This window comes from Pseudomonas sp. R11-23-07 (assembly GCF_003852295.1).
Taxonomy (GTDB): Bacteria; Pseudomonadota; Gammaproteobacteria; order Pseudomonadales; family Pseudomonadaceae; genus Aquipseudomonas.
In genome coordinates this window covers 5314252-5338294 of record NZ_CP027761.1, presented here as the reverse complement: position 1 = coordinate 5338294, position 24043 = coordinate 5314252, and the positions used below count along the sequence as shown (strand labels likewise).

Sequence of the window (24043 nt, the reverse complement as noted above, 5' to 3'; positions counted from 1 at the left end):
CATGCCTGAGTTACCAGAAGTCGAAACCACCCGGCGCGGGATTGCCCCTCACCTGGAGGGCCAGCGCGTCAGCCGGGTAGTGGTGCGTGAGCGCCGCCTGCGCTGGCCGATTCCGGAAGACCTCGATGTGCGCCTGTCCGGGCAGCGCATCGTGCTGGTGGAGCGGCGGGCCAAGTACCTGTTGATCAATGCCGAAGTGGGCACCTTGATCAGTCACCTGGGCATGTCGGGCAACCTGCGCCTGGTTGAAGTCGGCATGCCTGCGGCCAAGCATGAACATGTGGATATCGAGCTGGAATCCGGCCTGGCCCTGCGCTACACCGACCCCCGGCGTTTTGGCGCGATGCTCTGGAGCCAGGACCCGCACAACCACGAGTTGCTGATCCGCCTGGGGCCGGAGCCGTTGACCGCGCTGTTTGATGGCGAGCGCTTGTTCCAGCTGTCCCGTGGGAGGTCGATGGCGGTGAAGCCGTTCATCATGGATAACGCGGTGGTGGTGGGCGTGGGCAATATCTATGCGACGGAAGCGCTGTTTGCGGCGGGAATCGATCCGCGTCGCGCGGCGGGCGGTATATCGCGGGGGCGTTATCTGAAGCTGGCGATCGAGATCAAGCGAGTGCTGGCGGCAGCCATCGAGCGCGGCGGTACCACGTTGCGCGACTTTATCGGCGGCGATGGGCAGCCGGGGTATTTCCAGCAGGAGTTGTTCGTTTATGGCCGGGGCGGCGCGGCGTGCAAGGTCTGCGGGACCGAGTTGCGCAATGTGGTGCTGGGGCAGCGGGCGAGTGTGTTTTGTCCCAAGTGCCAGAGCTGATTGCTGTGTGATGGCTGATGCCGCCATCGGGAGCAAGCCCCCTCCCACATTTGAAATGCGTTCACATGTGGGAGGGGCTTGCCCCCGATGAGGCCCTTACAGACGCTGAAAAGCCTCAAGCCTTACCGGTAATCTTCCGGTACTTCTCCATCAATTGCTCTTCCGTCTCCGGATGGGCTTCATCCAATGGAATGCAATCCACCGGGCACACCTGCTGGCATTGGGGCTCGTCGTAGTGGCCGACGCACTGGGTGCACAGGTTGGGGTCGATCACGTAGATCTCTTCGCCCTGGGAAATCGCAGCGTTCGGGCACTCGGGTTCGCAGACGTCGCAATTGATGCAATCGTCGGTGATGATCAGGGACATGAAAACTCCTGCCAGGGCCGTCAGCCAAGGCATCTGAAAACTAATGCGCGCAATTGTGCCGCATTGGCGCCCGCAGCGCGAGCGGGCGCCGGTTGAGCGGTCTTACTTCTTGAAGCGCAGCGTCAGCGCGTCCGCAACGGCCGGATGCACGAACTTGGTGATATCTCCGCCCAAAGCAGCGATTTCGCGCACCAACGTCGAGGAAATGAACGAGTAGCGTTCCGACGGCGTCAGAAACAGGCTTTCCACGTCCGGCGCCAGTTGGCGGTTCATGTTGGCCAGCTGGAATTCATATTCGAAATCCGACACCGCGCGCAGGCCGCGCAGGAACACATTGGCGTTCTGCTCCTTGGCAAAATGCGCCAGCAGCGTCGCAAAGCCCACCACTTCTACGTTAGGCAGGTGCTTGGTGACCTCACGGGCCAGCTCCACGCGTTGTTCCAGCGGGAACAGCGGGTTTTTCTTGGGGCTGGCGGCAACCGCGATGATCACATGGTCGAACAGGCGAGAGGCACGTTCGACCAGATCGCCATGGCCTTTGGTAATCGGGTCGAAGGTACCTGGGTACAACACTCGGTTCATCGCGTCGTCCTGGCGGAGTCCGTTGGGGAACCGGATGGTATCGCAGCCATCCCGGTCGGCCAAGTCGACTTATGTAGATAGATGCCGTGGATCCTGCGATTTTTCACGCTGTTTTCAGACGTTCGGACAAAGCCGACGCCAGTTGGGCAGTCAATCCATACACCGACAATTGGGGATTTGCCCCAATGCTGGTGGGGAACAGAGAGCCGTCGTGAATCGACAGGTTGCGCAGTTGGTGATGGCGCCCGAGGCTATCGGCCACTGCGTTTTTCGGGTCTTCGCCCATGGCACAACCGCCCATCACATGGGCGCTGCCCAGGGTGGTGCGATGCAGCTCGAGGCTCAAACCGTCGATCAAACTACGTGCGTCTGCCAGGTTATTCACGTACCGGGCGTCGTGATGCAGGGGCTTGACCGATTTGGCGCCCGCCGCGAACTGAATCTCGGCCATGCTGTGGAAGGCCCGGCGCAGGCCGTCCCAGGCATAGGGCGAGACCTGATAGTCGAGCACCGGCGTACCGTCACCGCGTAATTCCACTGCGCCGCCAGGGCTGTCGGGGTGAAAGCCGTCTCGCAATAGTGCGAGCATGGCGTGGGTGTGGGGCAATTGGCTCATGTCCAAGGCGTTCTGCGCGCCGTAGCCGCCGAACAGGGTGGTAGCCAGTCCTGGATGCAGGGGCGGAGCTTCTAGTTTGTAGGACATTTTACCGGTGGTGCCGTCCTGCCACTGGAAGTGGTCGGAATATATCGACTGCGGCGCCCCGTAGAAGGGGTTGATCACCTCGTCGAACAACCCGGCGGAGAAATTCACCAGGTGCAGGAAGGTGCGTTTGCCCAGGCGTGAATGCGGGTCGGGCGCGCCCGAGCGCATCAGCAATGCCGGGCTGTTGATGCCGCCGCCCGCGAGTACGTAGTGTTTGGCCTTCACGGTGATCTTGCGCCCGGTAGGCGCCACGCAGCGCTCATCCATGGCCATGCATTCCAGGCTGCTGATCGTGTCGCCGCTGTATTTGAGGCGCTCGGCGCGAGCCAGGTAGAGCAGCTCGCCGCCTTTTTCCAGGGTGGCGGGGATGGTGGTCACCAGCATCGATTGCTTGGCATTGACCGGGCAGCCCATGCCGCAATAACCCAGATTGAAGCAACCGCGCACATTGCGCGGGATCACGTGCCAGCTGTAGCCGAGCTTTTCGCAGCCTTTGCGGATCACGTCGTTGTTGGCATTAGGCGGCAGGGCCCATGGCGCGATGCCCAGGCGCTGCTCCATGGTCTCGAACCATGGCGCCATCTCGGCGCTGCTATGGCCCTTCACCGCGTAGTCGCTGGCCCAATGGGCGAGGGTGGCATCCGGTGTGCGGAAGCTGGAAGTCCAGTTGATCAGCGTGGTGCCGCCCACCGCCCGGCCCTGCAGGATGGTAATCGCACCGTCCTTGCTCATGCGGCCGATCCCTTCCTGGTACAGGCTGGCATAGGCTTCGTCTTCCAGCAGCTTGAAATCGCTGCTGGTCTTGAGTGGGCCTTCTTCGATCAACAGCACCTTGTAGCCAGCGGCGCTGAGGATTTCGGCGGTGGTGCCGCCACCGGCGCCGCTGCCGATGATGGCTACGTCGGCTTCCAGGGTCAGGTCGCTGTCGAGGGCGGCGCCGTTGTGGGTTTTCCAGCCGCGGGCCATGCCGTCGCGGAATAGATCGGGTACGGGCATCAGGTTCGTCTCTGGTTTTTATTGTTGGGGATGCAAATCACATTTTCGGCGGGCCGGGATAGCCGCAATGGGCCCAGGACTCGGGCCGGAAGTACCAGGCCATGGTCACCAGCTTGAGCAGCGAGCCCTGGCCCATGCGCAGCAGGTTCAGGTAGCTGTTTTCCCAACGCTGCAGGAAGTTGCGGATCTGCTCCGCGCTGGCATTTTCCCAGCTGCCCCAGATACCCGTCAGCGGGCCTCGGGTAATGCCCATGCCGAGCACATCGAACAGCTGCTGGGTGAGCTTGAACATCTCGGGTGACAGGTGCTGCAGGCTGTAGTCGAGCTTTTTAAGGGTGTCTTCAATTCCGGCGCTGACGGCCTGGGCGCTGGCCGCGCCTTCCAGCAGTACCGGGATCACCGCGCGCAAAAATGGCAGGTCACTGGTCCGCAACAGCGCAAAGCCGCTGGCCGGCGTGCTGCTCGAGCAGCCGCTGAGGCTCGCCCCCAGCCCGGCGGTGGCCAGGAACGCGCTGGCGCACAGGCCGATTTTCAAGACGCCGCGCCGTGACAGCGCAGGTGTTTCAGTCAGGCTGGGGTTCATTGTTTTTTTGTCCCGCAGGTGAGGTTATCAGCGGATAAACAGCTTCTGGATCAACTTCTGGATGGTTTTCCCGTAGGGCGGGTAGATCAGCTTCGCCGCGTTCAAACGCTGTTTGACCAGCACGCCCTTGGCCTTGCTGAACGTCAGGAAACCTTCGTGGCCGTGGTAGTGGCCCATGCCAGAGGGGCCGATGCCGCCGAATGGCATGTCGTCCTGGGCCACGTGCAGCAGGGTGTCGTTCAGGCACACGCCGCCGGAGTGGGTCTCGTGGAGCACACGGTCCTGTTCGCGTTTGTTGTAGCCGAAGTAATACAGGGCCAGCGGGCGAGGGCGTTGGTTGATGTAGGCAAAGGCCTGGTCGATGCCGCGATAGGGCACGATCGGTAATAGCGGACCAAAGATCTCGTCCTGCATGACCGTCATATCGTCGCTTACATTCAGCAACAGGCTATGGGCCATACGGCGTGCTTGGCCCTGGTCGTAAAGCGGAATCAGGGTGGCGCCCTTGTCGGTGGCATCCTTGGCGTAGGCATTGAGCCTGTCCAGTTGCCGCTCGTTGATGATGGCGGTGTAGTCCGGGTTGTCGGCCAGGGTCGGATAAAACCCGCGAATCGCGTTGGTGTAAGCCTCGACAAAACCGTCCACACGTTCCTCCGGCACCAGCACATAGTCGGGCGCCACGCAGGTTTGCCCGGCGTTCAAGGCCTTGCCGAAGGCGATACGTTCGGCGGCGTCCTTGAGCGGCACGTCGGCGGACACAATGGCTGGCGATTTGCCGCCCAACTCCAGGGTGACCGGTGTGAGGTGTTCGGCGGCGGCCCGCATCACATGCCGGCCGATGCTGGTGGCGCCGGTGAACAGCAAATGATCGAAACGCAACCTGGAAAATGCCACGCCGACGTCAGCTTCGCCGAGCACCACGCACACCAGGTCTTCGGGGAAGATTTTTGCCAGCAATGCCTTGAGCAGTTCGCCGGTGGCCGGCGTGGATTCGCTGAGCTTGAGCATTACCCGGTTGCCGGCGGCCAAGGCTCCGACCAGCGGACCGATAGCCAGGTACAGCGGGTAGTTCCACGGCACGATGACGCCGACCACACCCAGCGGTTGGTAAATGACTTTGGCCGACGCGGGCTGAAAGGCAATGCCTACAGCACGCCGAGAAGGTTTCATCCAGCCTTTGAGGTGTTTACTCGCGTAGTGAATGCCGTGCAGGCTGGGCATCAGTTCGGCGAACAGGGTTTCGTCCGCGCTGCGATGGCTGAAGTCCTGGCTGATCGCATTGATCAGCGCCTGGCGTTCATCGCTGAGCACATCGCGCAGGGCCTTGAGCCATTGCTGGCGTTGCGCGGCCGGCGGCATCGGGTTGGCGGCATAAGCACTACGTTGGGCGTCGAACAGGATCTGGAGTTGATCCAGCGCCTGGGATTGCTGCAGGTAGGCAACGTTGGCAGACATGGCGCGGTCCCGGTTGTTATAGGTCTGCCTGGATTTTTAGAGTCATTACTCTAAATTGTCAAATAACATTGCAGTAACAACCAGATTTATCCTGACCCGGATAGGCCGTAAGATGCCTCATCCTGTGTTTGGAAGCTGAGCCCTATGGCACCACGAGTAAAGACCAGCGAGCGAATTGTGCAAACCAGCCTGGAGCTTTTTAACCAGCAGGGGGAGCGCAGTGTCAGCACCAACCATATCGCTGCCCATATGGAGATTTCCCCGGGCAACCTGTACTACCACTTCCCCAATAAGCAGGCGATTATCGCCGTGCTGTTCCGTGAATACGAAACGTTGGTGGACAGTTTCCTACGCCCGCCCCAGGGGCGGGCGATGGTGGTGGAAGACAAACGCTTTTACCTGCAGGCGGTACTGGCCGGCATGTGGCGCTACCGCTTCCTGCACCGCGACCTCGAACATTTATTGGAAAGCGACCCCGAGCTGGCCACGGGCTATCGGCGGTTCTCCCAGCGCTGCCTGATCCAGGGCGGGGCAATCTACCAGGGCTTTGTCGACGCCGGCATCCTCACGATGGACCCGGTGCAAACCGAGGCCCTGACCCTCAATGCCTGGATCATCCTCACCTCGTGGGTGCGTTTCCTGTGCACCACCAATGAAAATTCCACCCATTTGAGCGCCGAAGCGATAAAACGTGGGGTCTATCAGGTGCTGGTGCTGGAGGCGGGGTTTGTCACGCCTCAGGCAAAAACGGCGGTGGATGCGTTGTTCAAAGAGTTTTACGTGCCATTGAACCAGGCATTGGAAGAAGTGAAGTAAGACCTTTCCCCTTTGTATGCACAGGAGTCAGTCATGCCACTTGCTCAACTGATCAGCCCCCAGGCATTAGCCGAGCGCCAAACGTCGGCCGGGCTGGTGATCCTCGATTGCCGTTTTGCCCTGGAAGACCCGGATTACGGCCTGTGCAGCTATGCCGAAGGGCACATCGAAGGGGCGCAATATGCCGACCTGGAGCGCCATCTCAGCGGCCCGGTGATCAAGGGCGTGACCGGCCGTCACCCGCTGCCCGCGGCGCACGCCTTCATTCAGCAATTGCAGGCATGGGGCATCAGCGCTGACACCGACGTGGTGCTGTATGACGACGGCCCAGGGGCCTTTGCGGCTCGGGCATGGTGGTTGCTGGCCTGGCTCGGCAAGCGCGAGGGTGTGTTTATCCTGGATGGCGGCCTCAAGGCGTGGCACGCGGCGGGCTTCCCATTGAGCCTGGATGCGCCGGTGGTCGAACCAGGCACGTTTGCCGGTACGCCGGATAATCGATTGGTGCTCGATGCCGAGCAGTTACAGAAACGCCTGGGCGAACCGGGCATGACGTTGATCGATGCTCGCGCCCAGGCGCGTTTTCGTGGTGATGTGGAGCCCATCGACCCGATCGCCGGGCATATTCCAGGCGCGCAATGCGCGGCCTTCAATGAAAACCTTGGCAGTGATGGGCGCTTTTTGCCGGCTGAGCAGCTCAAACAGCGTTTTGCTGCGCAGTTGCAGGGCCGGTCGCCGGATGAGCTGGTGGCGTATTGCGGTTCGGGTGTGACGGCGTGCCATAACCTGTTTGCGTTGGGCTTGGCGGGGTACCCGTTGGGCAAGTTGTATGCGGGGTCTTGGAGTGAGTGGATTACGGATCCAGCGCGGGAAATTGCCACTGGCGACTGAGCAATCGGCCTGCGAACCCAATCAAAATGTGGGAGGGGGCTTGCTCCCGATAGCGGAGTATCAGCTAGCTTATCTTTAGCTGATCCACTGCAATCGGGGGCAAGCCCTAATGCCAGTCAGTTAAGAAGTAGAAAGGGTAAAAAGTAACCTGTGGCGAGGGAGCTTGCTCCCGCTGGACTGCGCAGCAGTCCCATTTTTGGGGCCGCTTCGCGGCCCAGCGGGAGCAAGCTCCCTCGCCACAGGTACAGTGTTCGTCCTTAACTGACTGGCATTAGGGCAAGCCCCCCTCCCACATTTTTATCCGTGTTGTGCCAGTAGCCATTGGGGGATGCGGCGTTCCAGGTAGTAGCCGGGGCGTTTCAGCGAACCCTCTACAAACCCCACATGCCCGCCCTTGGCCGTCAGCTCGAACTCGGTACAGTCTGATAGCTCACTGGCTTCGGGCAAACTGTGGGCAAACACAAACGGGTCATCCGCCGCCTGGATAATCAACGTCGGCGTGCGGATAGCGCCCAGGTAGTAGCGACTCGAGGCGCGGCGGTAGTAGTCCTCGGCGCTGAGGAAACCGTGCAGCGGCGCGGTGACCCGGCCATCGAAATCCCAGAACGTGCGCATTTTCTCCAACGGACCCAACGCCTCCAGGGTGTTGAGCCCGTCTTGTCGGCCGTCCTGCAAAAACTGGCGTTGCTTGACGCGGATATAAGCCAGCATCTCGCGCATAAAGTGCTTCTGATACACCCGCGAAAAGCCAATCCCGATGCGATCCGCGCATTGATCCAGGCGAAACGGCACCGATACCGCCGCCGCGCCTTGCAGCCCGGAGGCGTCGCCGGTTTCCCCCAGGTGCTTGAGCAATACGTTGCCGCCCAAGGAATAACCCACCGCATATAACGGCGCCAACGGCCGCTTGGCACGCAGATGGGCGATCGCTGCCGCCAGATCTTCGCTGGCACCGGAATGGTAGCTGCGGGCCAACAAATTCGGCTCGCCTGAGCAACCGCGCCAGTTCAAGGCTGCGCTGGCCCAGCCTTGGGCCGCGAGCGCCTTTTGCAGGCCGGCCACGTAGGGCGAATTGGACGAACCGGTCAGCCCGTGCAGCACCAGCACCAGAGGCGCGTGCACGTCATGTGGGCCGTGCCAGTCGAGGTCCAGAAAGTCGCCGTCCTCCAGCCACAGGCGTTCGCGCTGACGCTCGATATGCGTGGTGGGACGCCATAGCGGCCCCCACAGCGTTTGCAGATGGGGGTTGCCGAGGCCGAAGGCGGGGGTGAAGCGGTCCACAGATGCCGTCATGAAATACTCGCCGCCGGACGAACTTACCCTGACTCCTGTAGGAGCGAGCTTGCTCGCGAAAAACGTAAACGATAACGCAGCGCTATCAGGCAGCCCGTGTCGCCTGTTCGACCTTCGCGAGCAAGCTCGCTCCTACAGGGTGCGGTGCCACAACGCGTAATAAACCCGCCCGGACTTCTGCTCACGGTGCAAGCGCCAGCTCCCCGGCAGGCCGAGCGTCGACGGCGCTGTCTCGCTTTCAGTGTAGACCCACGCATCCGGCGCCAACCATTGGCGTTCTTCCAGCAATGCGCACACGGTCGGCAGCAGGTTCTGGTTGAACGGTGGATCAAGGAACACCACGTCGTATTCGCTGGCCGCCTGGGTTTCCAGGTAGCGCAAGGCGTCGGCGGTCTGAACCTGGCCGTTGGTGCAGCGCAACGTGCCCAGGTGTTCCTTGAGGCTGGACACCGCCACATTGCTCGCATCCAGCGCCTGGGCCTGGGAGGCGCCACGGGACAGCGCCTCAAGGAACAGCGCGCCGCTGCCCGCAAACGGGTCGAGCACCTTGGCGCCGCCGATGTAGGGCGCAAGCCAGTTGAACAAGGTTTCGCGCACGCGATCCGGCGTCGGGCGCAGGCCCACGACATCGGGGAAGCTCAGCTTGCGGCTGCCCCATTCACCGCCAATGATGCGCAGTTGGCCGACACCGTTATGTACGTTGTGGACAGGTTTTTTCGGGCGAGATGAACTGGCCATTAATGCTCCGGAACCCCGAGCGGCTGCTCGGCAGGTTTATCAGTGGGGGGCGGTAGTGGCTTTTGCGCAATCGTCGGGCCGGCGGTCACGATGACCATCTTGTCGGCGCTCAAGTGTTTGTTCATTGCAGCCTTGACCTGCTCCACGGTCAGGGCCTGGGATTGTTTCATGAAATCCTCCAGATAGCTCAGCGGCAGGTCATAGAAACCCATGGCGCCGAGCTGCCCGACGATATCGGCGTTGCTCGCGGTGGACAGCGGGAAGCTGCCGGCCAGTTCGCGCTTGGCATCATCCAGCTCCTTCTGGGTGGGGCCGGTCTTGAGGTAGTCGGCCACGACGTCTTCGACCAGGCGCAGCGTGCCGCCGCTCATTTCGGCGCGGGTCTGCAGGTTGATCATGAACGGGCCGCGCACCTGCATCGGCGAGAAGCCGGAGTACACGCCGTAGGTGAGGCCGCGTTTTTCACGCACTTCGCTCATCAACCGCGTGCCGAAACCACCGCCGCCCAGAATCTGGTTGCCCAGGGACAGTGCAGCGTAGTCCGGATCGGCGCGATCGATGCCCAACTGGGCAAACAGCAGGTGGGTCTGCTTGGAGGGAAACTCGATGCGGCTCAGGCCTGCCTTTGGCTCGGTTGGCTGGGCAATCTTCGCCAGGGCCGGGCCCTTGGGCAGCGCGGCAGAGACCTTGGCGGTCATGGCTTCGGCTTCGGCGCGGGTCAGGTCGCCCACCACCGCGATCACTGCATTGCCTGCCGCATAAGCCTTGGCGTGGAATGCCTGCAGCTGTTGCACGGTAATCGCCGGCACGCTTTCAGGCGTGCCTTCGCTTGGGTGGGCATACGGATGGTCGCCGTACAGGCGCTTGAACAGTTCGATGCTGGCCAGCTTGGCGGGATTCTGTTTCTGGTATTCGAAGCCGGCCAGGATCTGATTCTTGATGCGTGCCAGTGAGTCGGCCGGGAAGGTCGGCTTGCCGATCACGTCATCGAACAGCGCGAGGGCGGCATCGCGTTTGTCGCTGTCGCTCAAGCTGCGCAGGGACACCAGGGCCATATCGCGATAGGCGCCATTCCCAAAGTCGGCCCCCAGGCCTTCAAAGCCGCTGGCGATCTGGCTGACGTCCTTGCCCGGCACGCCTTCGTTGAGCATGGCGTTGGTCATCACGGCCAGGCCCGGCACGTTGCCGTCCTGGCTGCTGCCGGCGGCGAACAGGATGCGCACGTCGAACATCGGCAGTTCATGGGCTTCGACGAACAGCACCTTGGCGCCTTCGGCAGTGGTCCAGGTTTGCACGTCGAGCTTGCGGTTGGTCGGCGCCTTGCCGTCCAGTTCAGCCAGCGATTGCAGTGTGTTGGCCGTTTGGGCCTTGTCCAGCGCCTGGCTGGCGACCGACTCGCTCGGGCGCAACAGGTACACGGCACCGGCCGCGATCAAGGTGACGGCGATCAGGCCGGGCAGAATCAGGCGGTTGCTCTTGCGGTCACTCATGAGCGGTCTCCTCAGGCAAAACATGGGCGACGCTCAGACGTTCGCGGGTGAAATAGGTGCGTGCAGCTTTTTGGATATCTTCCGGGGTGACGCTTTGCAGGTCGGCAAGCTCAGTGTCCATCAGCTTCCAGGACAGGCCGACGGTCTCCAGCGAGCCGATCGCCGTGGCCTGGGCGGTGATAGAGTCGCGCTGGTAGACCACGCCCGCAATCACCTGGGCGCGGATGCGCTCCAGCTCTTCGGCGGTCGGCGGCTTGGCCTTGAGTTCTTCCAGCAGGCGCCACAGGCCGGCTTCGGCTTGGGCGACGGTTTTTTTCTTCTGCTGGTTGGGCGTGGCGGTCAGCATGAACAGGGTGTCGCCGCGGGTGAAAGCGTCATAATCGGTGGACGCGGCGGAGACCAGTTCTTCACCCCGCTCCAACTGCTCGGAGATACGCGCGCTGTAACCGCCGTCGAGCAGGGCCGAGATCAGGCGCAGGGCTTGTACCGAGCGCTTGTCCTCGGCAGTGGCCAGGCTCGGCACGTTGAAACCGAGGAATACGCTGGGCAGCTGGGTTTGCACATGCAGGGTCAGCAGGCGCTCGCCGGGCTCGGCCAACTCCATCGGGACCTTGGCGGGCGGGACGTCACGCTTGGGGATCGGGCCGAAGTAGCGCTGGGCCAGGTTTTTCACCTCGTCCGGCGTGACGTCGCCGACCACTACCAGGGTCGCGTTGTTCGGCACGTACCAGGCTTGGTACCAGTGGCGCAGTTCCTCGACCTTCATGCGCTCAAGGTCAGCCATCCAGCCGATGGTGGGCGTGTGATAGCCGCTGGCCGGGAAGGCCATGGCCTTGAAGCGTTCATAGGCCTTGGACATCGGGTTGTCGTCGGTGCGCAGGCGGCGCTCTTCCTTGATGACCTCGATTTCGCGGCTGAACTCGTCGGCCGGCAGACGCAGGCTGGCCATGCGGTCGGCTTCCAGTTCGAAAGCCACACCCAGGCGGTCGCGGGCCAGCACCTGGTAATAAGCGGTGTAGTCGTCACTGGTAAAGGCGTTTTCTTCAGCGCCCAGGTCGCGCAGGATCAGCGAGGCTTCGCCGGGGCCGACCTTGGCGCTGCCCTTGAACATCATGTGTTCCAGGGCATGGGACAAACCGGTCTGGCCCGGGGTTTCGTAGCTCGAACCGACCTTGTACCAGACCTGGGAGACCACCACCGGCGCGCGATGATCTTCGCGCACGACCACCTTGAGGCCGTTGTCGAGGGTGAATTCGTGGGTGGGTTGTGGGTCGGCAGCCAAAGCTGAAAGGGGCAGACAAACTGTGCTGAGCAGCAGGCCTGCGGCGCGGCGGGCTAGAGCATTCATTCGTTTTTTAACCTGTTGGACTGCCCGCTTGGTCTTAGCGTCGGCGGGCGAGGAGGTGCTAGGATACCGATCCGACTTAGGGGCGGCCACTGCGGCTGTCTTGTTGAGGCTCTATTTTGGCCTTCAAAATGTTGCGCATGAACGAGCTGGCTAAAAAACAGTCTGTTACGCATCGAATTTTATTTACCGAAGCGCCTGCTGGCGCGTCGCTACCTTGAGATAGCCGTCTCCATGTTTGGTTCCAACGACGACAAGAAGACCCCAGCTGCGGCTGGCGAGAAGAAAGGCCTGTTCGGATGGCTGCGCAAAAAGCCGCAGGAAACCGTCGTCGAACAGCCACAGGTTCAACCTGAACCTATCCCTGAGCCTATAGTAGAAGCCGAGCCGGTTGCCGAAACACCGGCGCCGACGGTGTTGCCGATGGCCGAGCCGGTGCTGCAGCCTGCGGTCGAGCCAGAGCCAGAGCCAGAGCCAGAGCCAGAGCCAGAGCACAAGCCGTGGCCGCAACTGCCGGTGGCTGAGGAGCCGGTGGCGCTGGTTGAAGATGTGCAGGTTGAGCACGTAGCGCCGCCTATTCCTACGGTGGTTGAACCCGTAACGACAGTCGTGCAGACGCCACCCGCCGCCGAAGCCCCCGCGCCTGCCGTCATCGAAGAGCCGGCCGCTGAAACCAGCAAAACCGGCTTTTTTACCCGTCTCAAGCAAGGTCTGAGCAAAACCAGCGCCAGTATCGGCGAGGGCATGGCCAGCCTGTTCCTCGGCAAGAAGACCATCGATGACGAGCTGCTGGAAGACATCGAAACCCGCCTGCTCACCGCAGACGTGGGCGTCGAAGCCACCGCCGTGATCATCCAGAGCCTGACCCAGAAGGTCGCCCGCAAGCAGCTGACTGACGCCGACGCGTTATACAAATCCTTGCAGGCCGAGCTGGCCGCCATGCTTAAACCCGTTGAAGCGCCGCTGGTGATCACCCCGAAGAAGCCGTTCGTGATCCTGGTGGTAGGCGTCAACGGCGCCGGCAAGACCACCACCATTGGCAAGCTGGCGAAAAAACTGCAGTCCGAAGGCAAGAAAGTCATGCTCGCCGCCGGCGACACCTTCCGTGCCGCTGCCGTTGAGCAACTGCAGGTGTGGGGCGAGCGCAACAAGATCCCGGTGATCGCCCAGCACACCGGTGCCGACTCCGCGTCGGTGATTTTCGATGCCGTGCAGGCAGCCAAGGCCCGGAACATCGATGTGTTGATCGCCGACACCGCCGGCCGCCTGCACACCAAAGACAATTTGATGGAAGAGCTGAAGAAAGTCCGCCGCGTGATCGGCAAGCTCGATGCCGACGCTCCGCATGAGGTGCTGCTGGTGCTGGACGCCGGTACCGGGCAGAACGCCATCAGTCAGGCCAAACAATTCAACCAGACGGTGCAACTGACCGGCCTGGCATTGACTAAGCTCGACGGCACGGCCAAGGGCGGTGTGATTTTCGCCCTGGCCAAGCAGTTCGGGTTGCCGATTCGTTATATCGGCGTCGGTGAAGGCATCGACGACCTGCGCACCTTTGAAGCCGAACCCTTTGTACAGGCACTGTTTGCCGAGCGGGAGCGTTCATGATTCGATTCGAACAGGTCGGTAAACGCTACGCCAACGGGCATGTGGGCTTGCATGAGCTGAGCTTTCGAGTACGGCGGGGCGAGTTTTTGTTCGTGACCGGGCATTCCGGCGCCGGTAAGAGCACCTTGTTGCGCCTGCTGCTGGCCATGGAGCGCCCAACCACCGGCAAGCTGCTGCTGGCGGGACAGGACCTGGCCACCATCAGCAATGCGCAGATTCCGTTCCTGCGCCGTCAGATCGGCGTGGTGTTCCAGAACCACCAGTTGCTGTTCGACCGCACGGTGTTCAACAACATCGCCTTGCCCCTGCAGATTCTCGGGCTGTCCAAGGCCGAGATCGTCAAGCGGGTCGATTCAGCCCTGGAGCGCGTGGCCTTGTCGGACAAGACCGACCTCTACCCCGGTGACCTGTCCACTGGCCAGCAGCAGCGCGTCGGTATCGCGCGCGCCATCGTCCACCGCCCGGCCTTGCTGCTGGCGGATGAACCCACCGGTAACCTCGACCCGCGCCTGGCGGCCGAGATCATGGGAGTGTTCGAAGACATCAACCGGCTGGGCACCAGCGTGTTGATCGCCAGCCACGACCTGGCGCTGATTGCGCGCATGCGCCATCGCATGCTGACCCTGCAACGCGGTCGTCTGATCGGCGACGGGGAGGCTGGCGTATGAGTGCAACACGCAGCCCTAAAGTATCCGAACGCGTGGCGCCGAAACCGGCCGACCCGCAACCGAAAAAGAAAAAACACGACGAAGACGACGGCCCGGACTTTGGCACCCTGTTGCGTGCCTGGATCGAAAGCCATCGTGCCAGCCTGCTCGACAGCCTGCGCCGCCTGGGCAAGCAGCCGATCGGCAGCTTTTTCACCTGCCTGGTGATGGCCGTGGCCCTGAGCCTGCCAATGGGCTTGTCGTTGCTGCTCAATAATGTGGAGCGCCTGGGCGGTTCGTGGCAGCGCGCGGCGCAGATTTCCCTGTACCTGAACCTCGACGCCAGCACCAAGGACGGCGAGGGCCTGCGCGACGAGATCAAGAACCTGCCAGGCGTGGCGGATGCCGAATACATCAGCCGCGATCAGGCGCTGGAAGAGTTCCAGCAACAATCCGGCCTGGGCGAGGCGCTTAAAGAGCTGCCGCAGAACCCGCTGCCAGGCGTGGTGCTGGTGACGCCCAATGAAGTGGACAAGCCGGCCCTGGAAGCCCTGCGACAAAAACTCGCAGAGATGCCCAAGGTGCAACAGGCGCAACTTGATCTAGTCTGGGTAGAGCGCCTGGCCGCGATCCTCAAGCTGGGCGACCGCTTCGTGTTCGGTTTGACGGTGCTGTTGGTGTCTGCATTACTTTTGGTGATAGGTAATACCATTCGTCTTCATATTGAAAACCGCCGCACCGAGATAGAAGTGATTAAACTGGTCGGCGGCACGGACAGCTATGTGCGTCGTCCTTTTCTGTACATGGGCGCGCTTTATGGCTTTGGTGCCGGGATTTTGTCCTGGGGCGTGCTGGCTTTTGGCCTGGACTGGCTGAACGATGCGGTTATCGGGCTTGCCGGCTTGTACGGCAGCGATTTTGCCCTGGCAGGGGTGCCGGTAGCCGATGGTCTGAGCCTCTTGCTTGGCGCGGTATTGTTGGGGTATATCGGTGCGTGGATTGCGGTGGCACGGCACTTACGTGAGCTGGCACCGAAGTAGTTAATGTCAGGGTAATGTAGTTTCGTTTGTATTGACCTTGTCAGCAGTTTAGGGAACTTGTCCTACGGTTCCCCGGTCAATTTTCGCAGTGCTGAACTGCACGAGTTATGTGAGTCGGAGGTTTTTTCGTATGACCACTTCTTTGCAACCTGCTTATGCCTTGGTCCCGGGTGCGAACCTGGAAGCCTATGTGCACACGGTAAACAGCATTCCCTTGCTGACGCCCGAGCAGGAGCGTGAACTGGCCGAGAGTCTCTACTATGAGCAGGATTTGGGGGCGGCTCGGCAGATGGTGCTCGCCCACCTGCGTTTTGTCGTACATATCGCCCGTAGCTATAGCGGCTACGGCCTGGCCCAGGCTGACCTGATTCAGGAAGGCAACGTTGGCCTGATGAAGGCGGTGAAGCGCTTCAACCCGGAAATGGGTGTGCGCCTGGTGTCGTTCGCCGTGCACTGGATTAAGGCGGAAATCCACGAGTTCATCCTGCGCAACTGGCGCATCGTGAAAGTCGCGACCACCAAGGCCCAGCGCAAGCTGTTCTTCAACCTGCGCAGCCAGAAGAAACGCCTGGCGTGGCTGAACAACGAGGAAGTCCACCGCGTGGCCGAAAGCCTCGGCGTGGAGCCCCGTGAAGTGCGCGAGATGGAAAGTCGCCTGACCGGCCATGATATGGCCTTCGATCCGGCTGCCGAAGCAGACGACGACAGCGCCTTCCAATCGCCAGCCAACTACCTGGAAGACCACCGGTACGACCCGGCGCGTCAACTGGAAGACGCCGACTGGAGCGACAACTCCAATCACAACCTGCACGAAGCGCTGGAAGTGCTGGACGACCGCAGCCGTGACATTCTTTACCAGCGCTGGCTGGCGGAAGAAAAAGCCACGCTGCACGACCTGGCGCAGAAGTACAACGTGTCGGCCGAGCGGATTCGTCAGCTTGAGAAAAGCGCGATGAACAAGCTGAAGCTGTCGATCGCCGCCTGATCCAGCTGGCAATGCTGGGTCAAAATGTGGGAGGGGGCTTGCTCCCGATAGCAGAGTATCAGTCGACATATGAGTGACTGATCCACCGCTATCGGGGGCAAGCCCCCTCCCACATTTGTTTCTGTGTTGTGTCAGTCGGACCAGGGAGCCTTGCGGGAGTTGTGGAGCTCTACCAGGTAACCATCCCCGCCAAGCTGACTCATCTGCTGACGAATCCACGCCGCGCGCCGCGCCACATAGGCGGTCGGATGACTGGCACTCCACACCCGTGGGTTCGGCAACACCGCCGCCAGGTAGCTGGCCTGCTGACGCGACAGCCCTTTGGCGCTCACTCCAAAATGATGCCGCGCCGCTGCTTCTGCACCGAACACACCCTCGTCCCACTCCACGCTGTTGAGGTACACCTCAAGGATGCGCTGCTTGGGCCACAGTACTTCGATCAACCCGGTAAACCAGGCTTCCAGGCCCTTGCGCAGATAGCTGCGGCCGGTCCACAGGAACAGGTTCTTCGAAACCTGCTGGCTCAAGGTGCTGGCGCCGCGAATCGTGCCGCCGCGCTCGTTATGCACGATTGCCGCCTGGATCGCGCCAAAGTCGAAGCCCCAGTGCTGCGGGAAACGCTGGTCTTCACCGGCCATCACCGCCACTTTGAGGTCGTCGGAAATCTCGTCCCACGCCACCCAGCTGCGCTGCAGGTCGATAGGTTCGCCGTCGATCCAGGATTCGACCTTGCGCTCCACCATCAGCGCAGTGAACGGCGGCGGTACGACGCGAAACAGCAGCACCAGCAGCACACTGCCGATGGCGAACCATTTCACGACGTTGAGAAAGCGATTGATGAGGACACGCAGCATAGAGATGGCTTGGCCGAACCCGTTGAGCGGGCCATTATACAGACCCTGCCCGATGAGTCTGACTGGAGTTCCTCATGCTGCGTAGCTTTCTGATGCTGGCCGCCTTTTTTGGCTTTACCGGTGTCGCCCTCGGCGCGTTCGCCGCCCATGGCCTGAAAAACCGTCTGAGCGCCGACTACCTGGCGATCTTCCACACCGGCGTGACGTATCAACTGGTGCACACCCTGGCGTTGTTTGGCGTGGCGCTGCTGGCCGCGCATATTCCTGGCCGACTGGTCACCTGGGCGGGCATTTCATTTGTGGTCGGCATCTTGCTGTTTTCCGGCAGCCTGTATCTGTTGACCCTGACCGGCATCAGCAAACTCGGGATCATCACGCCGTTCGGCGGGCTGGCGTTTCTGCTCGGCTGGTTTTTCCTCGGCTTGCTCGCCTGGCGCCTGCAACTGACCGCTTGACGCTTGAAGCTGACCTTCAGCGCCCAATCGCGTTAGAATGCCGGCCCCTAAAAACGATGGCGGCCCGTGGCATGCGCATTCAGTTGAACGGCGAACCCCTTGAACTGCCCGACGGTGAAACCGTCGCGGCCCTGCTGACCCGCCTGGACCTCACCGGGCGTCGCGTCGCAGTGGAGCTCAACCTGGATATCGTCCCGCGCAGCCAGCACGAAGGCACCACGCTCAGCGATGGTGACCGTGTCGAAGTGGTGCACGCCATCGGCGGCGGCTAGTCGCCCCGGCCGTAACGCATTCTGCAGAACCTCACCCCATTACGAGGATTTCCCATGAGCATCGTTCGTAGCGACAAGCCTTTCGTCCTGGCCGGTCGTACCTACCAGTCCCGTCTGCTGGTCGGCACCGGCAAGTACCGCGACATGGAAGAAACCCGTCTGGCCATTGAAGCCTCGGGCGCCGAAATCGTTACCTTCGCCGTACGTCGTACCAACCTCGGCCAGATCGAGGGCGAGCCGAACCTGCTCGAAGTGCTGTCGCCGGACCGCTACACCTTCCTGCCGAACACCGCTGGCTGCTTTGACGCCATCGAAGCCGTGCGCACTTGCCGCCTGGCCCGTGAGCTGCTCGACGGCCACAACCTGGTTAAGCTGGAAGTGCTGGCCGACCAGAAAACCCTGTTCCCCAACGTGATCGAAACCCTCAAGGCCGCCGAGACCCTGGTCAAGGAAGGCTTTGACGTGATGGTCTACACCAGCGATGACCCGATCATCGCCCGCCAGCTGGCGGAAATCGGCTGCATCGCGGTGATGCCACTGGCTGGCCTGATCGGCTCCGGCCTGGGGATCTGCAACCCTTACAACCTGCAGATCATCCTTGAAGAAACCAGGATCCCGGTGCTGGTGGATGCAGGCGTGGGCACTGCCTCCGACGCTACCATCGCCATGGAGCTGGGCTGCGACGCGGTGCTGATGAACTCGGCCATTGCCCATGCCCAGCAACCGATCATGATGGCCGAAGCCATGCAACACGCAATCGTCGCGGGCCGCCTGGCCTACCTCGCCGGGCGCATGCCGAAAAAACTCTATGCCAGCGCCTCTTCGCCGCTGGATGGCCTGATCAAGTAAGAGCTATTGATGACTGAATCAAACGAAACGCCGAACCCCGTGGAAGCAGGCGACGAGTCCAAGCACCGCCGCATCAAGAGCTTCGTGATGCGCGCCGGACGCATGACCGAAGGCCAGCAAAAAGGCCTGAAGCAAGGCACGTCGCTGTTCGTGTTGCCCCTGGCCGATGCGCCGGTGGACTTCGACCAGGTGTTCGGTCGCTCGGCCCCGCGGTCCCTGGAAATCGGCTTCGGCATGGGCCATTCCCTGCTGGAAATGGCGGCGGCCGCGCCGGACCAGGATTTCATCGGTGTAGAAGTGCACCGCCCAGGTGTCGGCGCGCTGTTGAACGGCGTGCTGACCCAGGGCCTGACCAATCTGCGGGTCTACGACTGCGACGCGATTGAAGTGCTCAACCGCTGCATTGCCGACAACAGCCTCGACCGGCTGATGCTGTTCTTCCCCGACCCATGGCACAAGGCCCGTCACCACAAGCGTCGCATCGTCCAGGCTTCCTTCGCGGAACTGGTGCGCAGCAAGTTGAAAGTGGGGGGCATCCTGCACATGGCCACCGACTGGGAACCCTATGCCGAATACATGCTGGACGTGATGAACGTCGCCCCCGGCTACCGCAACCTGGCCGAAGACGGCAAATGCGTACCGCGCCCGGCAGAGCGCCCAGTCACCAAGTTCGAACGCCGTGGCGAGAAGTTGGGGCATGGGGTGTGGGATTTGAAGTTCGAGAAAGTCGACTGATAAGCCGTTGGCTTGAAATGCAGTAAAAATGTGGGAGGGGGCTTGCCCCCGATAGCGGTGGGTCAGCCAAACATGTGTTGTCTGACACCCTGCCATCGGGGGCAAGCCCCCTCCCACATTTGGATCTGTGTTGGGTTTGCGGTCAGCGGCGGTCGGCGACGACGCCAATCAACACCAGCACCACTACCAGCACCGGCGCGAGGCTGTAGTTATTGAACTGGCTCAGCCCGCGCACGATCCAGGGCGTGGCGTAGATCAGCGCCGCGCCGCTGCCGATCATGCACACCAACGCCATCAGGGGGACGCGCAACGCGCCGGCGATGCTGCCCAGGCGGGCTTCGACCCAGCCCTTGATGTCTGCGCCGAACAGCACCAGCAAACAGCCGACCAGCGCCAGGGAGATTTCCGACAGGTTGCTACGGCTCCAGCGGGATACGGTGGCGAGCAGGTCGAGTACCAAATCCATTCGATTTCCTTAAGAGCGATCAGCTCAAAAACGTCTGCAACAGGTCATTGAGAAAGAGTTGCCCGTGGTCGGTCGCCGCCAGGCGTGACGGTTCGACCTGCATTAAGCCACTTTGTTCTGCCTCGCGGCGGCCTTCGGCGAGGCTCGCCAGGTCAAGGCCGGTGCGCTCGGTGTAAAGCCTGGCGTCTACGCCTTCGGTGAGGCGCAGGGCGTTCATCAGGAACTCGAACGGCAGCTCTTCATTGGTCAGTTCTTTCGCCCCCGCCTGGAAGCTTTTGGCCGGGTTGAGGTAGTCCTTCGGTGCGCGGGTTTTCCAGGTGCGCACGATGCGCCCGTCCGGATGGCTGAGCTTGCCGTGGGCGCCCGCGCCGATACCGATGAAGTCGCCAAAGCTCCAGTAATTGAGGTTATGCCGCGCCGGTCGACCGGGTTGGGCATAGGCCGACACTTCATATTGTGTGTAGCCGTGCTCGGCGAGCAGCGCCTGGCCGGCTTCCTGGATGTCCCACAGGGTGTCGTCTTCCGGCAATGCAGGGGGCTGGTTCCAGAACACCGTGTTGGGTTCCAGGGTCAACTGGTACCAGGACAAGTGCGTCGGCTTCAATGCGATGGCTTGGCGCAGATCGGCCAGGGCATCGTCCAGCGACTGATCGGGCAAACCGTGCATCAGGTCCAGGTTGAAGTTATCGAACCCGGCCTGGCGCGCCATACCCGCAGCGCGAATGGCTTCATCGCCGTTGTGGATGCGGCCCAGGGCTTCGAGCTTGGCCTGCTGGAAGCTCTGGATGCCGATGGACAGGCGATTGATCCCCAGCTTGCGGTACGCCACGAACTTCTCTTGTTCGAAGGTGCCGGGATTGGCTTCCAGGGTGATTTCGATGTCGTCGGCAAACGCGATGCGCGCTTGCACCCCTTCGAGCAGGCGCCCCAACGCGGCAGCGCTGAACAGGCTCGGGGTGCCGCCGCCAAAGAAGATCGAGCTCAGTTTGCGGCCATGAACGGCGTGCAGGTCCTGGTCCAGATCCGCCAGCAAGGCGTCCACATACGCTTCTTCCGGCAGCACGGTGCTCGCGGTATGGGAGTTGAAGTCGCAATAAGGGCATTTGCGCACGCACCACGGGATGTGGATGTACAGCGCCAGGGGCGGCAGCACAGGCAACGCCGACCGGGGTGTTTGCGCGCCGCCGTGGATCAGTGGCAGCGCCTGGGTGTGGTGGGTCATTTCAGGCTCAGGCGTTGGCGCAGCAAATCCATTGCGCGGGCGCGGTGGCTGATCTGGTTCTTGTCGGCCGGGCTCAGTTCGGCGCTGGAGACATTGCGCTCCGGCACCCAGAACAGCGGATCGTAGCCAAAGCCATGCTCACCGCTGGCTGCATGCAGGATGCGCCCGTGCCACAAGCCTTCGCAGAGGATCGGCAAGGGGTCATCGGCGTGGCGCACCAATGCCAGCACACAGACGAACTGCGCACCGCGCATCGCGTCCGGCACATCCTTGAGCGCGTCCAGCAGCTTGGCGTTGTTGGCCGCATCGCCCTTGCCATCGGCATAACGCGCCGAATAGATGCCCGGTGCGCCACCGAGGTAGTCCACCGCCAGGCCCGAATCGTCCGCCAAGGCCGGCAGGCCCGAGAGGCGCGCGGCATTGCGCGCCTTGAGGATGGCGTTCTCGACGAACGACAGCCCGGTTTCTTCCGGCTCGACCTGGCTGAACTCACCGATCGAGCGCAGCTTCACCGCGTCACCGAGCATGGCCTGCAATTCTTTGAGTTTGCCGGCGTTATGGCTGGCGAGTACGAGTTGAGTGAGGTTCATCAGTCGGCCGGAAACAGTTCTTGGTTGAATTGGAAACCATGGGCTTTGCCGCCGGTTTCAACATTGATGGTAAACGTCTTGTATTCCCGCTGGGTCACGGAGTAGGGCGCAAGGTAGCTGACACCGCCTTTCTCTTCGATCTGCTTGAACGTCAGGATTTCGCTCTTGCCGCCCAAATCCTTGATGGTGCCGGTCACTTGGGCCGCGACGGGGGTTACGCCCTTGATCACGGTCACATTGATCAAGCCCTTGTCCTTGCTGCGCACCACGCCGACCTTCTGGGCGGTCTCCGGCGACAGAAAGCTTGAAGTGAAGGTGTTGTAGTGAACGGTGATATCGCCGAAGTCTTTCTTGCGGTTAGCGTCGATAGCGTCCGCAGCCATGGCGCTGGCGCCCAGGCAGGCGGTCAGGAGAAAAACAGCCAAACGACTCATGAGCGTCCCTCTTGATAATGATTAGACGGCAATCTTGTGGTCGGTCAGGCCAGGGCTGCTGACCCGGTAGATACCGATTTCGCCCAACAGGTTGGGCCATAGCTTACTCGCCCAGCCGTGGCGATGTTGTTGATCGACGGCAAGGCGGTTGATCACCTTGGCCTCACGCTCGCCACACAGGGCCTCGAAGTCTTCGAAGGTGCAGAAGTGGATGTTCGGCGTGTTGTACCAGGTGTACGGCAGGAAGTCCGACACCGGCATGCGGCCCTTGGTGGCCAGGTACCAGCGGCAGCGCCAGTGCCCGAAGTTGGGGAAGGTGATGATGCACTGGCGGCCGACGCGCAGCATTTCGTCGAGGATACGGTCCGGGTAGTGCACCGCTTGCAGGGCCTGGGTCATGACCACGATGTCGAAGCTGTCGCTGGCAAAGTTGCCCAGGCCCTTGTCCAGGTCCTGCTCGATCACGTTGATGCCCTTGGCCACGCATTGGGCGATGTTGTCCGGGTCGTTTTCCAGGCCGTAGCCGGTGACTTGCTTGTTGTCGCGCAGCCAGCTCAGCAGCTCGCCATCACCGCAGCCCAGGTCGAGCACGCGGCTGCCGGCGGGGATCCAGTCTTGGATGATTTCCAGGTCGGCTCTCATGGCGTTCTCACAAAGTAATACGGTTCATGTAGTTACTGAACGCCTGCAGATAACGGGGAATCGGAATCAGGAAGGCGTCGTGGCCTTGCGGTGCATCGATCTCCAGGTAGCAGACGTCTTTGCGCGCAGCCATCAGGGCGTCCACCAGCTCGCGGGAGCGCGCCGGCGAGAAGCGCCAGTCAGTGGTGAACGACATTACGCAGAACTTGGCCGTGGCCTGTTCGAAGGTCTTCGCCAGGTCGTCATTGAAGTTCGCGGCCGGGTCGAAGTAGTCCAGCGCCTTGGTCATCAGCAGGTAGGTGTTGGCGTCAAAACGCCCGGAGAACTCCTCGCCCTGATAACGCAGGTAGCTTTCCACCTGGAACTCGACGCTGTGGAAGTCGTAGTTGAGCTTCTCGCTTTTGAGGCCACGGCCGAATTTCTCGCCCATGGAATCATCGGACAGGTAGGTGATGTGCCCGACCATCCGCGCCAGCATCAGGCCACGCTTGGGGATCACCCCCGCTTCCTGGAACGAACCACCGTGGAACTCCGGGTCGGTGAGGATGGCCTGGCGCGCCACTTCGTTGAAGGCGATGTTCTGCGCCGACAACTTGGGCGCCGAGGCGATCGCGAGGCAGTGGCGCACGCGATCCGGGTAGGTGATGGTCCATTGCAGGGCTTGCATGCCGCCCAGGCTGCCACCGATCACAGCCGCCCATTGGCTGATGCCCAGCCGGTCGGCGAGGCGCGCCTGGCTGTGCACCCAGTCTTCCACGGTGAGTACCGGGAAGTCGGCGCCGAAGGGCTTGCCGGTCTCCGGGTTGAGGCTGCTGGGGCCGGTGGAACCGTTGCAGCCGCCGAGGTTGTTCAGGCTGACCACGAAGAACTTGTTGGTGTCGATGGGCTTGCCGGGGCCGATGCAGCTGTCCCACCAGCCGGGCTTGCGCTCGTCGACGCTGTGGAAGCCCGCAGCATGATGGTGGCCGGACAAGGCGTGGCATATCAGCACGGCGTTGCTCGCCGTGGCGTTGAGTTGGCCGTAGGTTTCGTAGATCAGGTCGTAGGCGGGCAGCGAGCGGCCGCAGGCCAGGGCCAACGGTTCGCTGAAGTGCGCCACTTGGGGCACGACCAGTCCAACGGAATCGGGGGGAAAGGCAGTTGGCATCGACCCTGCTCTCGTTTAAATGAGGCG

General features: G+C 61.8%; 26 protein-coding genes and 1 pseudogene. 11 read left to right on the top strand and 16 right to left on the bottom strand.

Annotated features, from left to right (window positions below):
• Window position 1 precedes the first annotated feature (1 nt).
• The gene (gene mutM, locus C4J84_RS24570) at window positions 2-814 is read left to right on the top strand and encodes a bifunctional DNA-formamidopyrimidine glycosylase/DNA-(apurinic or apyrimidinic site) lyase (RefSeq protein WP_124364828.1); all 813 of its coding nucleotides are present in this window, start codon (window positions 2-4) and stop codon (window positions 812-814) included.
• A 115-nt stretch (window positions 815-929) separates the two neighbouring features.
• Here mutM and C4J84_RS24565 read toward each other — a convergent pair whose 3' ends face one another.
• The 5 genes and pseudogenes from C4J84_RS24565 to C4J84_RS24545 form a co-directional block, all read right to left on the bottom strand.
• On the bottom strand, window positions 930-1181 hold the full coding sequence (locus C4J84_RS24565) for a YfhL family 4Fe-4S dicluster ferredoxin (RefSeq protein ID WP_003195146.1): 252 nt from the start codon (window positions 1179-1181) through the stop codon (window positions 930-932).
• A 102-nt stretch (window positions 1182-1283) separates the two neighbouring features.
• Entirely contained in the window at window positions 1284-1763 is a 480-nt protein-coding gene (gene coaD, locus C4J84_RS24560; RefSeq protein ID WP_049711086.1) for a pantetheine-phosphate adenylyltransferase, read from the bottom strand.
• Between the two features lie 103 nt (window positions 1764-1866).
• A complete protein-coding gene (locus C4J84_RS24555) occupies window positions 1867-3462 on the bottom strand; it encodes a GMC family oxidoreductase (RefSeq protein ID WP_124372186.1) in 1596 nt (531 codons plus the stop codon).
• 37 nt (window positions 3463-3499) lie between these two features.
• Complete coding sequence (locus tag C4J84_RS24550) at window positions 3500-4045, bottom strand: twin-arginine translocation pathway signal protein (protein WP_124372185.1); 546 nt, start codon at window positions 4043-4045, stop codon at window positions 3500-3502.
• A gap of 27 nt (window positions 4046-4072) precedes the next feature.
• Window positions 4073-5515 (bottom strand): annotated as a pseudogene (locus C4J84_RS24545) (coniferyl aldehyde dehydrogenase); the annotation flags it as partial.
• 129 nt (window positions 5516-5644) lie between these two features.
• Here C4J84_RS24545 and C4J84_RS24540 point away from each other — a divergent pair.
• Both C4J84_RS24540 and C4J84_RS24535 read left to right on the top strand, forming a co-directional pair.
• On the top strand, window positions 5645-6316 hold the full coding sequence (locus tag C4J84_RS24540; protein ID WP_124372183.1) for a TetR/AcrR family transcriptional regulator: 672 nt from the start codon (window positions 5645-5647) through the stop codon (window positions 6314-6316).
• Between the two features lie 33 nt (window positions 6317-6349).
• Window positions 6350-7204, top strand: a complete 855-nt coding sequence (locus tag C4J84_RS24535; protein ID WP_124372182.1) for a sulfurtransferase — start codon at window positions 6350-6352, stop codon at window positions 7202-7204.
• Window positions 7205-7501: 297 nt separating this feature from the next.
• Here the strand turns inward: C4J84_RS24535 and C4J84_RS24530 are convergent, their stop codons facing one another.
• The 4 genes from C4J84_RS24530 to C4J84_RS24515 form a co-directional block, all read right to left on the bottom strand.
• A complete protein-coding gene (locus tag C4J84_RS24530) occupies window positions 7502-8497 on the bottom strand; it encodes a hydrolase (RefSeq protein WP_124368707.1) in 996 nt (331 codons plus the stop codon).
• Between the two features lie 132 nt (window positions 8498-8629).
• The gene (rsmD, locus tag C4J84_RS24525; RefSeq protein ID WP_124364821.1) at window positions 8630-9235 is read right to left on the bottom strand and encodes a 16S rRNA (guanine(966)-N(2))-methyltransferase RsmD; all 606 of its coding nucleotides are present in this window, start codon (window positions 9233-9235) and stop codon (window positions 8630-8632) included.
• Window positions 9235-10725 (bottom strand): pitrilysin family protein, encoded by a 1491-nt coding sequence (locus C4J84_RS24520; RefSeq protein ID WP_124436224.1) that lies wholly within the window; start codon window positions 10723-10725, stop codon window positions 9235-9237. The genes rsmD and C4J84_RS24520 overlap by 1 nt, the downstream gene beginning before the upstream one ends.
• Window positions 10718-12073 (bottom strand): pitrilysin family protein, encoded by a 1356-nt coding sequence (locus C4J84_RS24515; RefSeq protein WP_124436223.1) that lies wholly within the window; start codon window positions 12071-12073, stop codon window positions 10718-10720. The genes C4J84_RS24520 and C4J84_RS24515 overlap by 8 nt, the downstream gene beginning before the upstream one ends.
• 231 nt (window positions 12074-12304) lie before the next feature.
• On the opposite strand from C4J84_RS24515, the gene ftsY reads away from it, so the two are divergent.
• From ftsY to rpoH, 4 genes are all read left to right on the top strand, one after another.
• A complete protein-coding gene (gene ftsY / locus C4J84_RS24510) occupies window positions 12305-13678 on the top strand; it encodes a signal recognition particle-docking protein FtsY (protein WP_124436222.1) in 1374 nt (457 codons plus the stop codon).
• Window positions 13675-14346 (top strand): cell division ATP-binding protein FtsE, encoded by a 672-nt coding sequence (gene ftsE, locus C4J84_RS24505; RefSeq protein WP_003213784.1) that lies wholly within the window; start codon window positions 13675-13677, stop codon window positions 14344-14346. The genes ftsY and ftsE overlap by 4 nt, the downstream gene beginning before the upstream one ends.
• Window positions 14343-15365: a permease-like cell division protein FtsX gene (gene ftsX / locus C4J84_RS24500; RefSeq protein WP_124368703.1), complete on the top strand. Its 1023-nt coding sequence runs from the start codon at window positions 14343-14345 to the stop codon at window positions 15363-15365. The genes ftsE and ftsX overlap by 4 nt, the downstream gene beginning before the upstream one ends.
• Window positions 15366-15495: 130 nt before the next feature.
• Window positions 15496-16350 (top strand): RNA polymerase sigma factor RpoH, encoded by an 855-nt coding sequence (gene rpoH, locus C4J84_RS24495; RefSeq protein WP_003176698.1) that lies wholly within the window; start codon window positions 15496-15498, stop codon window positions 16348-16350.
• Between the two features lie 131 nt (window positions 16351-16481).
• Here rpoH and mtgA read toward each other — a convergent pair whose 3' ends face one another.
• Window positions 16482-17204: a monofunctional biosynthetic peptidoglycan transglycosylase gene (gene mtgA, locus C4J84_RS24490; protein WP_124372178.1), complete on the bottom strand. Its 723-nt coding sequence runs from the start codon at window positions 17202-17204 to the stop codon at window positions 16482-16484.
• A gap of 74 nt (window positions 17205-17278) precedes the next feature.
• Here mtgA and C4J84_RS24485 point away from each other — a divergent pair, with 74 nt between their 5' ends.
• The 4 genes from C4J84_RS24485 (at window position 17279) to trmB (ending at window position 19515) form a co-directional block, all read left to right on the top strand.
• Window positions 17279-17659: a DUF423 domain-containing protein gene (locus C4J84_RS24485; protein ID WP_124372177.1), complete on the top strand. Its 381-nt coding sequence runs from the start codon at window positions 17279-17281 to the stop codon at window positions 17657-17659.
• 71 nt (window positions 17660-17730) lie between these two features.
• Complete coding sequence (thiS, locus tag C4J84_RS24480; RefSeq protein WP_124430710.1) at window positions 17731-17931, top strand: sulfur carrier protein ThiS; 201 nt, start codon at window positions 17731-17733, stop codon at window positions 17929-17931.
• Window positions 17932-17985: 54 nt separating this feature from the next.
• Window positions 17986-18780, top strand: coding sequence for a thiazole synthase (locus tag C4J84_RS24475; protein ID WP_124372175.1), 795 nt, complete (start codon window positions 17986-17988; stop codon window positions 18778-18780).
• Window positions 18781-18789: 9 nt separating this feature from the next.
• Window positions 18790-19515, top strand: coding sequence for a tRNA (guanosine(46)-N7)-methyltransferase TrmB (trmB, locus tag C4J84_RS24470; RefSeq protein WP_124372174.1), 726 nt, complete (start codon window positions 18790-18792; stop codon window positions 19513-19515).
• Window positions 19516-19657: 142 nt separating this feature from the next.
• Here trmB and C4J84_RS24465 read toward each other — a convergent pair whose 3' ends face one another.
• The 6 genes from C4J84_RS24465 to C4J84_RS24440 are packed head-to-tail and all read right to left on the bottom strand — an operon-like array spanning window position 19658 to window position 24016.
• Entirely contained in the window at window positions 19658-19981 is a 324-nt protein-coding gene (locus tag C4J84_RS24465; RefSeq protein WP_016972961.1) for a DUF3392 domain-containing protein, read from the bottom strand.
• 19 nt (window positions 19982-20000) lie between these two features.
• Window positions 20001-21203: a radical SAM family heme chaperone HemW gene (gene hemW, locus C4J84_RS24460; protein WP_124436221.1), complete on the bottom strand. Its 1203-nt coding sequence runs from the start codon at window positions 21201-21203 to the stop codon at window positions 20001-20003.
• A complete protein-coding gene (gene rdgB, locus C4J84_RS24455; protein WP_164487805.1) occupies window positions 21200-21796 on the bottom strand; it encodes an RdgB/HAM1 family non-canonical purine NTP pyrophosphatase in 597 nt (198 codons plus the stop codon). Before rdgB ends, hemW begins: the two co-directional genes overlap by 4 nt.
• Window positions 21793-22227 carry a DUF4426 domain-containing protein gene (locus C4J84_RS24450; RefSeq protein ID WP_124372171.1) on the bottom strand — a complete coding sequence of 145 codons (435 nt, stop codon included), beginning with the start codon at window positions 22225-22227 and terminating at the stop codon, window positions 21793-21795. Before C4J84_RS24450 ends, rdgB begins: the two co-directional genes overlap by 4 nt.
• Before the next feature lie 21 nt (window positions 22228-22248).
• Window positions 22249-22869, bottom strand: a complete 621-nt coding sequence (gene metW / locus C4J84_RS24445; protein WP_124364809.1) for a methionine biosynthesis protein MetW — start codon at window positions 22867-22869, stop codon at window positions 22249-22251.
• 7 nt (window positions 22870-22876) lie between these two features.
• Complete coding sequence (locus C4J84_RS24440; protein ID WP_124372170.1) at window positions 22877-24016, bottom strand: homoserine O-acetyltransferase; 1140 nt, start codon at window positions 24014-24016, stop codon at window positions 22877-22879.
• Between the last annotated feature and the right edge of the window lie 27 nt (window positions 24017-24043).